Here is a 14,754-nt window from a genome sequence, read left to right as displayed (position 1 = left end):
CGCCGCCAAACGGGGATGACGATGACTTTGCTTCTGCGCTGTCCGACCGGGCACTCTGTGCTCGTGGGCGGACACCGTGGCTGACATCAGGTCAGCAGCTGGTGAAGGTTCGGAACCGCGGGTTCCGAACCAGGATCAGCATGCCCAGGAGCTGGCGAACCTCATCGCCCAGTCACCCCCCAAACCCCGAGGCTTCTGGCGCCGCCGACGCCGCAAGTCCACCCCCGAAGACCCCACACCCTCCGCGGACACGGGTGCGGTAGGCACGGGATCTGCCGCCAACGACGCGTCCCCCGATGGAGCCAAGCCATCAGACCCGGACACCGCGAAGCAGACCTCCGCCTCAACCGAGTCAACAGAACCCGCAGACTCCACCAACAGCCCAGCCGACGACACGACCTCAGCCACCGAGGCAACCACCGCCGACCCAGCCGCTGCCGACCCAGCCCAGACAAACGAGACCAACTCGTCAGCTCAGGCCGAGTCCGCGACTCAGGCAGACGGGGCTGGCTCAGCAGCTCAGGCTGGCTCGGCGACTCAGGCTGCCGAGGCAGAGTCGGACACGCGGGTCGGCTCGGCGATCGGGTCGGGCGATGGCGCGGGAGATGCTCAGAGCGGGGACAGTGCCGCAGGCACATCCGCTGACGACAGTGCGGTGGGCACATCCGCTGACGACGGCGCGGCGGACAGCACGCCGGCTGGCGGCGGTGTGGCCGTAGACGCTGATGCAGCGGACTCGACCGAAGACCGTTCTGGCGCGGGCGGGTCAGCTGACGATGGCGCTGCGGCAGACGGTCAAGATGCGGGGCGGGCAGAAGGCCAGGCGTCGGATGAGTCGGCGGTTGTGGACGCCGGTTCGTCGGCCGCCGGCGAAGGCGACGGCTCGACTGGTACGTCGGCGGTTGAGGGCGGCGACGTACCTGCGAAGGACGCGGGCGGTCGGCCACTGTCTGCCGTCGGTGTCGTGTACGAACCTGACGAGTCTCCTGACGGCTTCCCTCTCGAATACGGCAACATCATTGTCGGTCTCCCCAAGGCGGAAACGTCCGGAGCATCCGCTGACGCGGGTGGGGCGGGTGATGAGCCGACGGGGGATACGCAGGTCACGGTGCAGGCTGACGAACCAGCAGGTGACCACGACCAGCGCGAGGAAGAGCAGGACGCCGCCGCGACAGCTGCCGGCGACGGCGAGGCCGTCCACGACGCCGCACCCGTCGCCGCGGACGAGCCCGCAGATGACGCCGCAGCTGACGTTGCGGATGGTGCTGCAGTTGACGCCGCAGATGACGATGCCGATGAGGTTGCTGCTGATGCGGCCGACAGCTCGGACCCGACCGATGGAAGCGACGCCGCTCAGACGGATGACGAAGCAGCCAACCCGTCCGACGAAGCAGCTGATCGGTCCGACGAAGCAGCCGACCCGTCCGACGAAGCAGCTGACTTGTCCGACGAGTCTGCTGTTGGGGTGGCCGACCAATCCCAGGACGACGCAGCAGACGCGGATCCTGCAGACGCGGATGACGCGTCCGGTGAGTCGGTAGCTGAGTCGGCGACGGATATCGCCTCCGACGCAGATGCCGACGCCGCTGGTGCGGTCGCGGCGGATGCGGATGGCGCGGGTGCAGATACGCCCGCGGGTGAAGCTGCAGGCGCGGACGCCACGGACAAGAACTCGGGTGCGGCTGATGCCGACGAGAACGCAGGCGCGGCCGGCGAGGAGGAGGCTGCGGCTGGTGCCGTGGGCAACGACTCGGTGGGCGAGGACGAGGGCGACGCTGCAGGTGCTGGAACTGAGCAGGCGGCTGACGGTGCTGTCGCTGAGGCTGGCGGAGGCGGCGCTTTGGATGGTGGAGCGGGCGACGCTGCCGGTGCTGGAGCCGAGGAGGCGGCTGACGGCGCTGTGGCTGAGGCTGGCGAGGACGGGGCTGCGGGTGGCGGAGCGGGTGACGCTGCTGACGGGGCTGAGGGTGCCGGTGGGGTTGTAGGGCAGGCTGACGGCGCTGCGGGCGAGTTGGCTGCTGGGGACGCTTCGGTGGGTGGGGCGGAGTCGGATGCTGGGGAGAACCCAGGTGCGGCTGATGCTGTGGGCGACGACTCGGCGGGTGGCGACGACAGGGCTGCGGGTGGGGATGTTGAGGGGGACTCGGCGGGGGATGGTGTTGCGGAGGAGCTGACTGCGGAGCAGTTGGCTGAGCGGTTGGCGGCTGAGCAGGCTGCTATGGCTTTGATTACTGCGTTGATGAAGTTGCGGGGGGTGTTGGCGGGGAGTCAGTTGCCATTGGAGGTTGTGGGGGCTGACGAGGCCCGGCAGCAGCAGAAGGCGATGCTCGATCAGCTGGACGACTATTTGTTGCCGCGGCTGGTGCAGTTGGAGGCACCAATCCTGGCGGTGGTCGGTGGGTCTACCGGAGCCGGGAAGTCGACGCTGGTCAACACGGTGATCGGCAAGGTCGTGAGCGAGCCGGGCGTACTGCGCCCGACGACGCGGTCCCCGGTGTTGATCCATCACCCAGCGGATGCCGACTGGTTCGTGGGCGACCGGGTGCTGCCCGGGATGGCGCGGACGAGTTCGGACGAGCCTGGTGGGATGGAGGACCCGGGACAGTTGCGGCTGGTTGCGGCCGACACCGTGCCGCGCGGGCTGGCGATTCTGGACGCGCCCGACATCGACTCCGTCGTCGAGGCGAACCGTGATCTCGCGACCCAACTGCTGGCGGCGGCCGATCTCTGGCTGTTCGTGACGACCGCGGCCAGGTACTCGGACGCGGTGCCGTGGGAGTTCCTCCAGAGCGCCTCGGACCGCAGTACGGCGGTTGCGGTGGTGCTCGACCGGGCGCCGAGCGAAACGATCGACGACATCACCGGGCACCTCGCGCAGATGCTCCTCGAGCGCGGGCTCGGCGACTCGCCGCTGTTCTCGATCCAGGAGACGGTTGTCGATGGCAACGGAATGTTGCCGCATCAGTCGGTTGCCTCGATCAAGGACTGGCTGGTCGACCTGGCTGCTGACGCCGAGGCGCGAGCGTCCGTCGTCCGCCGGACCTTGCAGGGCGCGGTGAGTGCGATGGTGAAGAAGGCCGCGCCGTTCGCGGCCGCGGTCAGGGCGCAGGCCGAGACCGCCATCGAGCTGCGGACGTCGGCGGAGTCGGCGTACGACCAGGGCGTCAAGGACATCGCGAAGGCATGCCAGGACGGGACGCTGCTGCGTGGCGAGGTGCTGGCGCGGTGGCAGGAGTTCGTCGGGACCGGTGAGCTGCTGAAGGGTCTGCAGTCCAACGCGGGCCGGCTGCGGGACCGGTTGAAGAACTCGCTCGGCAACAAGCCGGCGGAGACCCGCGACGTCAGCGACGCGATCCAGTCCGGCTTGGAGTCGCTGCTGCGTGAGCACGCGGCAGCTGCCGCGGAGCGCGCCGAGAAGGTGTGGCAGGCAACCGCTCCCGGTCGCCAGCTCCTCGCCGCCGCAGATGCCGACCAAGCCGGTAACGGTGCCGAGGGCAACGGTGGGCGGTCGCTCGGCGCGATGTCGGAGGAGTTCCCGGCGGCGGCGAGCCGCACGGTGCGGGAATGGCAGACGGCCGTTCTCGAGCTGGTCCGCAGTGAGGGCGCGGACAAGAAGGCGACGGCGCGCATTCTGGAGTACGGCGTCAACGGGCTCGGCCTTTCGCTCATGGTGGTGGTGTTCGCCAGTGGGACCGGCATCCCGAAGGGTGCTCAGGCCAGTGCCGGAGCGGGCAGTGCGGTGGTCGGGAAGCGTCTGCTGGAGGCAGTTTTCGGCGACAAGGCAGTTCAGGGCATGGTCGATAGGGCACGCGAGGATCTTGACGGTAAGGTTCATGCCCTGATGGATGCCGAATTCGCCCGCTATCTGGCTGTCCTTGACCAGCACCCGGTCGACGCCGAGACGGCCAGGCAACTGACGGAGGCCGCGCGCGCGGTGGAGGACTGCACGTGACGGAAACAGTGGATACGGTCGAGACCCCGACGCGGGCCGAGACCGATGTCCTGAAGAAGATCGATGCGCTCAAGGCGGCCGCGGAGGCCGGCGACGGCCGGCTGGATCCGGTGGTGCTCACCGAGGCCACGCAGATCGTCGACCGGGCCGGGCAGCGTCTGCGGATGTCGGGTGACCTGACGGTGGTTGCGCTCGCGGGCGCGACGGGCTCGGGGAAGTCGTCGCTGTTCAACGCGCTGACCGGGCTCGACCTGGCCGCGATCGGAACGCGGCGGCCGACCAGCTCGATGCCGCTCGCCTGTGTCTGGGGTGACGAACCGGCCGGTGAGGTGCTGACCTGGCTGGGCATCCCGCGCCGGCACCAGGTGCAGCACCGCAGCTCGCTCGAGGACGCGCGGTCCGAGGACCTGGACGGGCTGGTCCTGCTGGACCTTCCTGACCATGACTCGACCGAGGTGGAGCACCGCCTGATCGTCGACCGGCTGGTGGAGCTCGTCGACATGCTGGTGTGGGTGGTGGATCCGCAGAAGTACGCCGATGCGGCACTGCACAACCGGTACATCAAGCCGTTCACCTCGCATTCCGGGGTGATGGTGTTCGCGTTGAACCACATGGACAAGCTCACGCCGGTGCAGCGGAAGAGTTGCCTCGAGGACCTGGACAGGCTGCTCAAGTCGGACGGCCTCAAGTCGCCGACGGTCGTTGCCACGTCGGCGGTCAGCGGCGACGGTCTGGAAGAGGTCCGCTCGTTGCTGGTCAAGCGGGTGAGGAACAAGCGCTCCGCGCGGGTGCGGCTCGCGGCCGATGTCGATCGGGTCGCGGACCGGATGGCGAGCCAGTGCGGCAACGCCAAGACACCGGAGATCGCCGACGCCGATGTCACCGAACTCGTCGACTCGCTCGCGGACGCGAGCGGGTTGACCGTGGTGTCGGACGCCGTACGGCGCTCGTACCTGCAGCGGGCCCGCGCTGCGACGGGATGGCCGCTGACCAAGTGGCTGGGGCGCTTCCGTCCGGATCCGTTGCGGCGGCTGCACGGCGACCAGGTGTCGCGCGAACAGGGCAAGGCGTTGCGCAAGTCCGCGGCGAGCGAGGTCGCGATCGCTCGCTCTTCGTTGCCTGCGGCAACTCCGGTGCAGCGCGCGCGGATGGACGCCGCAGTCCGCACGATCACGAACAAGGCCGCCGAAGGGCTGTCGCGTCCGTGGGCGGACTCGGTGCGTTCGGCGATCCGCCGGCGCGAGGAGTCGCTCGGTGACGAGCTCGACCAGGCCGTCGCGCGGACCGACCTCGGTGTGTCCAGCAACCCCGGCTGGTGGAGCTTCGCCCGGGTCGTGCAGTGGCTGCTGTTCCTCGTGACGCTCGGCGGTGCCGCCTGGCTGATCGCCTTGCTGGTGGCGCGGATCGCCGATCTGAACGATCCGCCGCTGCCGGAGTGGAACGGCATTCCCTACGCCTGGATCATGCTGGTCGGTGGCGGCGTACTGGGGCTGGCTCTCTCCTTCGTCTGCCGGCTGGCTGCCACGAGCGGCGCGCTGCGGCGGTCCCGGCAGGTGGCGACGGCGCTGCGAGCTGAGCTCGTGAACGTTGCCGACAGTCACGTGGTCGAGCCGGCACGCGAGGAGCTTGCGGCCTACACCAAGTGCCGCGACAGCGTCGCCACTGCCCGCCAGTAGTCCTACCGGCGGGCAGGCCACGCTCGACCGCCGCACGTCCCAGGTGAGACGACCCGCAGTCAGAGCTCGGCGTCTGGTGCGTACTGCGCCAGGGAGATCTTGGCGGCGTTGAGGAGATCCTCCTCGGTGGTGGTGCCGGACGCCCGGATGGCTTCGATCCAGGCGCGGACGGACTGCTCGTTGTAGTCGATCACCTCGGGGGAGTTGGCCATCTCGACCGGGTTGGCGTCGGCCGGGAGCTCGCCGGACACGGACAGGGCCAGGCCGAGCAGGGCGCCGTCCCAGCCGGGACCGACCCACAGTGCGCCGGCGCCACCGGGAGCCGGGGCCTCGCCCATCGAATGTTCGAGCTCGAGCTCGGTGGAGGAGCCCGCGCCGGGTAGCAGCCGCACCTCGAGCAGGCTGTTCGGCCCGCCGAAGGTCACCTTGAAGCTCTTCGGCGGATCGCACTCCAGGATGTCGCCGCCGGCGTTTCCCTCCAGTTGGAACGAGCCGCCGACCTTGAGGTCCCCGGAGACGGGCATCAACCAGCGCCGCATCCGCTCCGGGTCGGTCAGTGCGTCCCACACCTCCGCCGGCTCGGCCTTGTAGGAGCGGCGCATCAGCACCGTCACGGTCTCGCCGGTGCGGCTGACCTCGCGCTGGACCGCGTTGATGTGCTCGAGGATGTCGATCACGGATGATCCCCTGTCCTGCTCGGCTGCTGAGACGCTCCTCAGAATGCCGGGCAGGACTTATATAAGTCAAGATTGAGATAGTCATGCCGCCTCCGCCGTCGCGGACAGCGGGAGGGGCGTGACGGAGTACTCGTCGGGCGGGTACGGCGCGGCGGTCGTCTCGGCAGGGCGTTCCAGGGACTCGGCAGCCTCCGCCGACGGACGGACCGACTCCGCGCGCGGCGCGTTCTTCGCGAAGGTCGTCGTACCGCGGTTGAGATCGTGGCCGAGGGAGAAGGCTTCGAGGATGACGCGGCTGTGTTGTTCGCCGGAGTCGTCGGTCCATTCGTGGGTGCGGAGCCGGCCGGTGACGATGACAGGCTGGCCGATCCGGACCGATTCGAAGGCGTTCTGGGCCAGGCTGCGCCAGCACTGCACCGTGTACCAGGTCGTGGGCTTGTCGACGTAGGTGTTGAGAGATCTGTCGAACTGGCGGGGCGTGGAGCCGAGCCGGAAGCTTGCTTGCGGCGTCTGGCGGATCTCCTTGAAATCGGGCTCGCTGCCGATCCAGCCCAGAACAGTGAGGTAGGTGTCGCCGAGGCTCATGACGGGTTCCTTCCGTTCGGACAGCGTGTGCTGTCACCCGGAGAAGGTGCACCAGTCGCGCCCCGATCGGCGGCCCGAACTTCGGGTCTGTGGACAACCGCCAAGGCCTGGTTGGGAAACGGGCCACCCCAGCACATAGGCTCTGGGGTATGGCGGAATTCATCTACACCCTTCGCAACGTCCGGAAGGCACACGGCGACAAGGTCGTTCTCGACAACGTCACGCTGAACTTCCTCACCGGCGCGAAGATCGGCGTGGTCGGGCCCAACGGCACCGGTAAGTCCTCGCTGTTCAAGATCATGGCGGGGCTCGACCAGCCCTCCAACGGCGAGGCCCGGCTGGCCGACGGTGCGACGGTCGGGATCCTGCTGCAGGAACCGCCGCTCACCGAGGGCAAGACCGTGCTGGAGAACGTGCAGGAAGGGGTCGGCGACACCAAGCAGAAGCTGGACCGCTTCAACGAGATCTCCGCCGAGCTGGCCGATCCGGACGCGGACTACGACACGCTGCTGGGCGAGATGGGTGACCTGCAGACCGAGCTCGACCACCGCAACGCCTGGGACATCGACGCTCAGCTGGAGCAGGCGATGGACGCGCTGCGCTGCCCGCCGCCCGAGGTGCTGGTGGACAACCTTTCCGGTGGTGAGCGCCGCCGGGTCGCGCTGTGCAAGCTCCTGCTGGCGCAGCCCGACCTGCTGCTGCTCGACGAGCCCACCAACCACCTGGACGCCGAGTCCGTGCAGTGGCTCGAGCAGCACCTGCAGAAGTACCCGGGCGCCGTCATGGCGATCACCCACGACCGGTACTTCCTGGACAACGTGGCCGAGTGGATTCTCGAGCTCGACCGCGGCCGGACGTACGGCTACGAGGGCAACTACTCGAAGTACCTCGAGACCAAGCAGCAGCGGCTCGTGGTCGAGGGGCAGAAGGACGCGAAGCGGCAGAAGATCCTGGAGCGCGAGCTCGAGTGGGTCCGGTCGAACGCGAAGGGCCGGCAGTCCAAGAGCAAGGCCCGTCTGCAGCGGTACGAGGAGCTGGCGGCCGAGGCCGAGCGGTCCAAGAAGCTGGACATCGACGAGATCAACATCCCGCCGGGTCCGCGCCTGGGCAGCACGGTGCTCGAGGTCAGCAAGCTGAAGAAGGGCTTCGGGGACCGCACGCTGATCGACGGCCTGAGCTTCAGCCTCCCGCGGGCCGGCATCGTCGGCGTCGTCGGTCCGAACGGCGTCGGCAAGTCGACGCTGTTCCGGATGATCATCGGCGAGGAGCAGCCCGACGCGGGCAGCCTGAAGCTCGGTGAGACGGTCAAGATCTCGTACGTCGACCAGTCGCGCGGCGGCCTGGACCCGAAGAAGACGGTCTGGCAGCAGGTGTCCGACGAGCTCGACTTCATCAAGGTCGCGAACTTCGAGATGCCGAGCCGGGCGTACGTCGCCTCGTTCGGGTTCAAGGGTCCGGACCAGCAGAAGCCGACCGGCGTCCTGTCCGGCGGTGAGCGGAACCGGCTGAACCTGGCGCTGACGCTGAAGATGGGCGGCAACCTGCTGCTCCTCGACGAGCCGACCAACGACCTGGACGTCGAGACGCTGCAGTCGCTCGAGGACGCCTTGCTGGAGTTCCCGGGCTGTGCGGTGGTCGTGTCCCACGACCGGTGGTTCCTGGACCGCGTGGCGACCCACATCCTCGCCTGGGAGGGCACCGACGACGAGCCGGCCAAGTGGTTCTGGTTCGAGGGCAACTTCGCGTCGTACGAGGCGAACAAGGTCGAGCGCCTCGGCCCGGAGGCGGCCCGTCCGCACCGCGTCACCCACCGCAAGCTCACCCGCGACTGAGCGACCGAGCGCCTGAGCCTCTGAGCGCCTGAGCGTCTGAGTGCGCCGTCGAAGGACCCCGTCTCCGCACCGGAGCCGGGGTCCTTCGTGCAGTGCGCGGCTCGGGAATGCGCTACTGACGGCGCAGGAGGCGACGCCGGGCGTGACGGCGTACCTCTGAGTCGGCCGGCGTTCTAGCCTGTTTGGGTCTGGTGGTCGGTCAGAACGTTGTCGATGACTCGCAGGTCCTCGGTGATCAGGGCTTTCCAGAGGGCCCAGCCTCGGGCGCGGGCCCACGTGCCCGGGTCGTGATCGACAGCTTCTCGGAACGCTGCGCGGGACGAGCCGGAGAAGAACGTGTAGGCGATGACCAGGTCGCAGGCGGGGTCGCCGACACCCGACGTACCGAAGTCGATCACGGCGGACAGTTGCCCGTCCTGGACCAGCAGGTTGCCGTTGGCGATGTCGCCGTGGAACCACACCGGCGGTCGATCCCACGACGTCGCCAGCGCCGCGTCCCAGACCTCACGTGCCAGATCGGTGTCGATGCGCCCTTTCAGTACGGCGAGGGCCTCGAGCGTCTCGTCGTGGTAGTACACCGGGGGAGCGCCGCGATGGAAGCTGTGCGCACCGGCGAGTGGTCCACCGGTCGCGTCGACGTCCTGCAAGGCCAGGATGAACGCCGCGATCGACCGTGCGAACTCGTCCAGATCGGCGATGGTGTCGACCGACGCGGTCTCGCCCGGGATCCACCGGCGGATCGCCCACGGATATGGATAGCCCTCACCGGGAGCGCCCTTGGCCACCGCCTCGGGAATCTCGACCGGCAGTTGCGGGCCGAGGACAGGCAGCCACTGATGTTCCTTGTGGACCGCGGCCACGTAGCTCGAGTGCGTCGGCAGCCGCGCGGTCAGCCCGGAGCCGAGCTGGTACGTCCGGTTGTCCCAGCCGTCGACCTTGACCGGCGTCACCGGCAGGTCGGCCCACTGCGGGAACTGCTGCGCGAGGAGCCGCCGTACCAGCTCTGCGTCGATGCCGGCACGGCCGTCCAGGTGAAAATCCGTCATCGCGCAAGCGTCCCGCAAACCCGTCTGCGGTCCCAAAGTGTTTAGTCGGGGACTACAGCGTTGTCGACTGCGTCCTTGAGGAAGGCCGAGATCGTCCGGAGCTCGGCCTCGGAGCGGCTCGCCAGAACCGCGTGCATGCTCGCGCCTTGCTCGGCGTACAACGGCACGAGCTTCTCCTGGATCGCCTCCAGCGACGGCGTGACGACGACCTTGCGGCGATCGCGCGGATCGGATTCGCGGGTGACGAAACCGTGCGCTTCCAGCCGGTCGATCACGCCGGTCACCGTGCCGGACGTCAGGCCGGTGTGTTCGGCGAGTTGTCGCGGCGTCATCGGGCCGTAGGTCTGCAACAGCGTCATGAACTGGGAGTCGCTGGCGCCGAGGCCGACTTTCGCGGACACCGCGTGGTTGAACAGCACCACGCCCGCGATGAACCGAACCATCCGCTGCTGGATCTCGCCGGCGAGCTCTTCTCGGGAACTGGTCATGGCCACCTCAGCATAGGGCTTGCATTTCTCTCGGATGTTCAAGATACTCGGATTATCGAGATACTTGAAGGGACGAGAGATTATGAAGGTACTGGTAATCGGCGGCGGGACCGGCGGGCTCGCGTTGGCGCACGGTCTGCGGCGGGCCGGCATCGACGTGTCGGTGTTCGAGCGCGACGCGCTGCGGACCGACGGGCTGCACGGCTATCGGGTCGGCATCGACCCGGACGGCAGCCGGGCGCTGCATGCGCTACTTCCGAAGGAGCTGTACGACACGTTCGTGGCCACGAAGGCGCGCGACCCGAAGTACTTCAACATGCTGACCGAGGATCTGAAGGAACTGCTCTCGATGGAGCTGCCGGAGTCGACCGATCCGGTGGAGAGCGAGAAGTCGATCAGCCGGATGACCTTGCGTCAGGTGCTGCTGACCGGCCTCGACGGCATCGTGCAGTTCGGCAAGGAGTTCACGCGCTTCGAGCAGCACGAGGACTGCGTGACGGCGTACTTCGCCGACGGTACGAGCGCCACCGGCGATCTCCTGGTCGCTGCCGACGGTTCAGGATCCCGGGTACGTCGTCAGTACCTGCCGCAGGCGAAGACCGAGGAGACCGGGATCGTGGCGATCGCCGGCAAGCTCCCGATCACCGCGGAGAGCGCGAAACTCGTGCCGCCGAAGGTGTTCGAGGGGATCTCGCTGGTCAATGCGCCGCGCGGGTTCGGCTGCATCATCCACGTGATGGAGTTCCAGTGGGACCACGACGGGAACGTCAAGGAGGGGATCGGCGGCAACACCGAGGAGCTGATCCGGCGCTGGCCGGGACTGCAGTTCGACAACACCCGCGACTACATCAACTGGGGGTTGTCGGCGGCCAAGGACAAGTTGCCCGCGAACATCATGGAGTTGCGCGGTCAGGAGCTGATCGACACGGCGCTGGCGCTGACGCCCGGGTGGCATCCGAACCTGCGCCGGCTGTTCGAACTCACCGATCCGGGCACGTGCTTCCCGATCACCATCTGGACTTCGGTCCCGCTCGACCCGTGGGAGAGCAGCAACGTCACGCTGCTCGGTGACGCGATCCACACCATGACGCCGGGCCGCGGCGTCGGCGCGAACACCGCGCTGCGTGACGCCGTGAACCTCTGCCGGAAGCTGATCGACGTCCGGGACGGCAAGCAGGAACTCGTCCCGGCCGTGCACGACTACGAGGCCCGAATGATCCAGTACGGCTTCGACGCGGTGCTCAAGTCGCGCGCGCAGATGACATCCGACGATCCCCTGCACAAGCCCGGGATCGGCCGGCTCGCGCTGGCGGGCATGCGTACGGCGATGCGCACGGTCAACCACCTGCCGCCGGCCAAGCGGCGGATGCGCGACCAGATGATGACCTACCGCGGCGCCAACCGCGATGAGCTCACCCTGGAGATCACACCCGCCCGCAGCGGTGACTAACGCTGGCCGATGTGCTCGGAGACGGAGTCGAACACGCGGCCGACGGCGGCGAAGTCCTCGGGGCTCGCGAGGTCGACCAGGTTCTCCCGGACTCCGTCGACGTGGTACGGCGCGGCCTGCTCGAGCAGGGCGAATCCGGCGTCGGTCAGCTCGGCCCAGACGCCGCGCTTGTCGCTCGTGCACGACGTACGGCGGACCAGCTCGGCGGCCTCGAGGCGGCCTACGGTGTGTGTCAGACGGGACCGGCTCTGGTGCAGCCGGTCGGCCAGGTCGGCCATCCGGAGCCGCCGGTCGGGCGCCTCGGAGAGCCGGACCAGGATCTCGTAGTCGTTGATACCGAGGCCGAACTGGCGCAGGTCGTCGTCGAGTTTGGCCATCAGGCGTGCGGTGCCCAGCAGGTACGCACGCCACGCGACCTGCTGCTCGGCGTTCAGCCACCGAGTCCCCCGGTCCATCTCAGTCTCCATCGTCACGGGAACAGTGTAGCGGGAATGTAGTTGACATTTAAACCGTTACTGCCTACCGTCGTAGTCATCGGTTGAAGCTTTAACTATAGACCCGGCTGCGTCGCCCCCGACCAGTACGTACACCTTCCCGAGAGGACCTCATGAGCGACACCACCACCGGCACCCTGACCAGCACCATTCCCGGCCTGGTCGCCGGCACGTACGCCCTCGACACCGCGCACACCGAGATCGGCTTCACCGTCCGCCACCTGATGACCAAGGTCCGCGGCACCTTCCAGGAGTTCGGCGGCGAGATCGTCGTCAAGGACACCCTCGAGGAGTCCACCACCAACGTCTCGATCGAGCTGAGCTCGGTCCACACCCGCAACGAGCAGCGCGACGGGCACCTGCGCTCCGGCGACTTCTTCGACGTCGAGAACAGCCCGAAGATGACCTTCGTCAGCACCGCGATCAAGGCCGAAGGCGACGACTACGTCCTGGCCGGCGACCTGACCATCAAGGACGTCACCAAGCCGATCGAGCTCGGAGTCGAGTTCCTCGGCGTCGAGCAGAACGCCTACGGCCAGACCATCATCGGCTTCGAGGCCTCCGCCTCGATCAGCCGCAAGGAGTGGGGCATCGACTTCAACGTGCCGCTCGAGGGCGGCAAGCTCCTGGTCGGCGACAAGGTGGACATCCACCTCGACGTCCAGGCTGCGCTGCAGGCCTGATCTTCGGCAAACCCCGCACCTGGTGGTGCGGGGTTTTGCTATGCCTGGACCATGCGGTGAGCGAGGTCTGCGTAGAGCTTCCCGAGAGCTGCCGGGTCCCCGCGGTGTGGCGTGTACCACCGGGCTACGTCGATGGACAGCGACAGTACGGCGAGGGTCGTGCCGGGCAGGTCAGGGACGGTGAAGGAACCGTCCTGTACGCCGTCTGCCAGCACCTGCTCGATCTGCGCGGAGATGGCGCGGCGGATCGTCGCGACCTCTGCCAGGTGTTCGGGGCTCAACGCCACCAGCTCGTACTGGACGACGCGGGCGATCGTGTGGTGCTCCGCGTGCCAGGCGGTGAAGGCGGCGACCAGAGAACGCAGCCGCTCGGCCGGTGTCGGGCCGGTGTCGGCGGAACGCAGTACGTCCAGGGCCGCGTTGTGGCCGTAGAGGCTGATCTCGAAGAGCAGGCGTTCCTTGGACGGGTAGTGCACGTACAGGGCGGCGGGACTCATTCCGGCGCGGGATGCGATGTCGCGGGTCGTCGTGGCCTGGTAGCCGCGCTCCGCGAACGCGTCGACGGCGCCGGTGAGCAGCCGGCGAGCTGCGGCCGGCTGGACGTGCTCCCACACCAGGGGATCGGTGACTGCGGACACGTTGACACCTTGCACCAAACGCGTGAAGCTAAGCAAGCGCTTAGCCACGCATCTCACACCTTGGGGAGGCCTAGATGGAGCGCGTCATCTTCAATGAGGACCACCACGCATTCCGAGCCAGCGCGAAGGAGTACTGCGAGCGCTCGCTGGTGCCGCGGATGGACCAGTTCCTCGAAGAGAAGACGATCGACCGCGCTGCCTGGCTGGAGGCCGGCAAGCAGGGCTTCCTCGGGCTGGACGTGCCGGAGGAGTACGGCGGTTCGAGTGTCGGCGACTACCGGTTCAACCAGGTCTTCGCCGAGGAGCTCTCGAAGGTCTCCGCATCGCTGTCGAGCTGCTTCGGCATCCACTACGACTGCGCCGCGCCGTACTTCGTGGACCTCGGCACGGAGGAGCAGAAGCAGCGCTGGCTGCCCAAGTTCTGCTCCGGTGAGTACGTCGCCGCGATCGGGATGACCGAGCCGTCGGGTGGCTCCGACCTCGCCGCGCTGAAGACGACCGCGAAGAAGGCCGACGGCGGCTGGGTGCTGAACGGCTCGAAGACCTTCATCACGAACGGCGACATGGCCGATCTCGTCATCGTCGCCGCCCGCACCGACCCGTCGAAGGGCGCGAAGGGCATCACGCTGTTCGTGGTCGAGGAGGGCATGGAGGGTTTCGCCCGCGGCCGGAAGCTCGACAAGGTCGGCCAGACCGAGTCCGGTACGTCGGAACTGTTCTTCGAGGACCTGTTCGTCAGCGACGACAACGTGCTCGGCGAGCTCGACCGCGGCTTCATCCACATGATGGAGCGGCTGGCCCAGGAGCGGATCGGCGCGGCCGTGTCGAACATCGCCCACGCGACCCAGATCCTCGACGAGACGATCGAGTACGTGAAGCAGCGCAAGGCGTTCGGGCAGTCCGTCGGCTCGTTCCAGTACAACAAGTTCCTGCTCGCCGAGCTCGTCACCAAGGTCGAGGTCACACAGGCGTACATCGACAACGGCGTGGTCGCGCACGACGAGGACCGGCTGTCCGCGGTGGATGCCGCCAAGACCAAGTGGTGGAGCGCCCAGGTGCAGAACGAAGTACTGGATGCATGCGTCCAGCTGCACGGCGGGTACGGCTACATGAACGAGTACCGGGTCGCCCGCGCCTGGCGCGACGCCCGCGTGACCAAGATCTGGGCCGGGTCGAACGAGATCATGAAGGAACTCATCGGCCGCGATCTGGGCCTCTGAAAGGGAACTGACA

General features: G+C 67.9%; 12 protein-coding genes. 6 read left to right on the top strand and 6 right to left on the bottom strand.

Translation table 11 applies throughout. From position 1 onward, the window contains the following. The first annotated feature begins 844 nt into the window (after positions 1 to 844). Both ACWF0M_RS04995 and ACWF0M_RS04990 read left to right on the top strand, forming a co-directional pair. Positions 845 to 3,952 carry a dynamin family protein gene (locus tag ACWF0M_RS04995; RefSeq protein WP_452234295.1) on the top strand — a complete coding sequence of 1,036 codons (3,108 nt, stop codon included), beginning with the start codon at positions 845 to 847 and terminating at the stop codon, positions 3,950 to 3,952. Next, on the top strand, positions 3,949 to 5,628 hold the full coding sequence (locus ACWF0M_RS04990; protein ID WP_452234294.1) for a GTPase: 1,680 nt from the start codon (positions 3,949 to 3,951) through the stop codon (positions 5,626 to 5,628). The genes ACWF0M_RS04995 and ACWF0M_RS04990 overlap by 4 nt, the downstream gene beginning before the upstream one ends. A gap of 59 nt (positions 5,629 to 5,687) precedes the next feature. On the opposite strand, the gene ACWF0M_RS04985 is transcribed toward ACWF0M_RS04990, so the two are convergent. Beyond that, positions 5,688 to 6,305, bottom strand: coding sequence for an SRPBCC family protein (locus tag ACWF0M_RS04985; RefSeq protein ID WP_452234293.1), 618 nt, complete (start codon positions 6,303 to 6,305; stop codon positions 5,688 to 5,690). A gap of 81 nt (positions 6,306 to 6,386) precedes the next feature. Beyond that, positions 6,387 to 6,890 carry a single-stranded DNA-binding protein gene (locus tag ACWF0M_RS04980; RefSeq protein WP_452234292.1) on the bottom strand — a complete coding sequence of 168 codons (504 nt, stop codon included), beginning with the start codon at positions 6,888 to 6,890 and terminating at the stop codon, positions 6,387 to 6,389. A 149-nt stretch (positions 6,891 to 7,039) separates the two neighbouring features. Between ACWF0M_RS04980 and ettA the strand changes: the two genes are divergently transcribed. Next, positions 7,040 to 8,722 carry an energy-dependent translational throttle protein EttA gene (gene ettA / locus ACWF0M_RS04975; RefSeq protein WP_452234291.1) on the top strand — a complete coding sequence of 561 codons (1,683 nt, stop codon included), beginning with the start codon at positions 7,040 to 7,042 and terminating at the stop codon, positions 8,720 to 8,722. Positions 8,723 to 8,895: 173 nt separating this feature from the next. Here ettA and ACWF0M_RS04970 read toward each other — a convergent pair whose 3' ends face one another. Both ACWF0M_RS04970 and ACWF0M_RS04965 read right to left on the bottom strand, forming a co-directional pair. Beyond that, positions 8,896 to 9,768, bottom strand: coding sequence for an aminoglycoside phosphotransferase family protein (locus tag ACWF0M_RS04970; RefSeq protein ID WP_452234290.1), 873 nt, complete (start codon positions 9,766 to 9,768; stop codon positions 8,896 to 8,898). A gap of 41 nt (positions 9,769 to 9,809) precedes the next feature. Further along, positions 9,810 to 10,256, bottom strand: coding sequence for a MarR family winged helix-turn-helix transcriptional regulator (locus ACWF0M_RS04965; RefSeq protein ID WP_452234289.1), 447 nt, complete (start codon positions 10,254 to 10,256; stop codon positions 9,810 to 9,812). An 82-nt stretch (positions 10,257 to 10,338) separates the two neighbouring features. Here ACWF0M_RS04965 and ACWF0M_RS04960 point away from each other — a divergent pair, with 82 nt between their 5' ends. Further along, entirely contained in the window at positions 10,339 to 11,706 is a 1,368-nt protein-coding gene (locus tag ACWF0M_RS04960) for an FAD-dependent oxidoreductase (RefSeq protein WP_452234288.1), read from the top strand. Here ACWF0M_RS04960 and ACWF0M_RS04955 read toward each other — a convergent pair. Beyond that, on the bottom strand, positions 11,703 to 12,161 hold the full coding sequence (locus tag ACWF0M_RS04955) for a MarR family winged helix-turn-helix transcriptional regulator (RefSeq protein WP_131343961.1): 459 nt from the start codon (positions 12,159 to 12,161) through the stop codon (positions 11,703 to 11,705). The genes ACWF0M_RS04960 and ACWF0M_RS04955 overlap by 4 nt on opposite strands. A 152-nt stretch (positions 12,162 to 12,313) precedes the next feature. On the opposite strand from ACWF0M_RS04955, the gene ACWF0M_RS04950 reads away from it, so the two are divergent. Further along, positions 12,314 to 12,883 (top strand): YceI family protein, encoded by a 570-nt coding sequence (locus ACWF0M_RS04950; protein ID WP_452234287.1) that lies wholly within the window; start codon positions 12,314 to 12,316, stop codon positions 12,881 to 12,883. Positions 12,884 to 12,921: 38 nt separating this feature from the next. On the opposite strand, the gene ACWF0M_RS04945 is transcribed toward ACWF0M_RS04950, so the two are convergent. Beyond that, on the bottom strand, positions 12,922 to 13,521 hold the full coding sequence (locus ACWF0M_RS04945; RefSeq protein WP_452234286.1) for a TetR family transcriptional regulator: 600 nt from the start codon (positions 13,519 to 13,521) through the stop codon (positions 12,922 to 12,924). Positions 13,522 to 13,595: 74 nt separating this feature from the next. Here ACWF0M_RS04945 and ACWF0M_RS04940 point away from each other — a divergent pair, with 74 nt between their 5' ends. Further along, positions 13,596 to 14,741: an acyl-CoA dehydrogenase family protein gene (locus ACWF0M_RS04940; protein WP_452234285.1), complete on the top strand. Its 1,146-nt coding sequence runs from the start codon at positions 13,596 to 13,598 to the stop codon at positions 14,739 to 14,741. Positions 14,742 to 14,754: the final 13 nt, after the last annotated feature.

The sequence above is a fragment of the Kribbella sp. NPDC055110 genome (assembly GCF_053607525.1).
The sequence above is the reverse complement of the archived record's forward strand: the minus strand, read 5'-3'. Positions and strand labels throughout refer to the sequence as shown.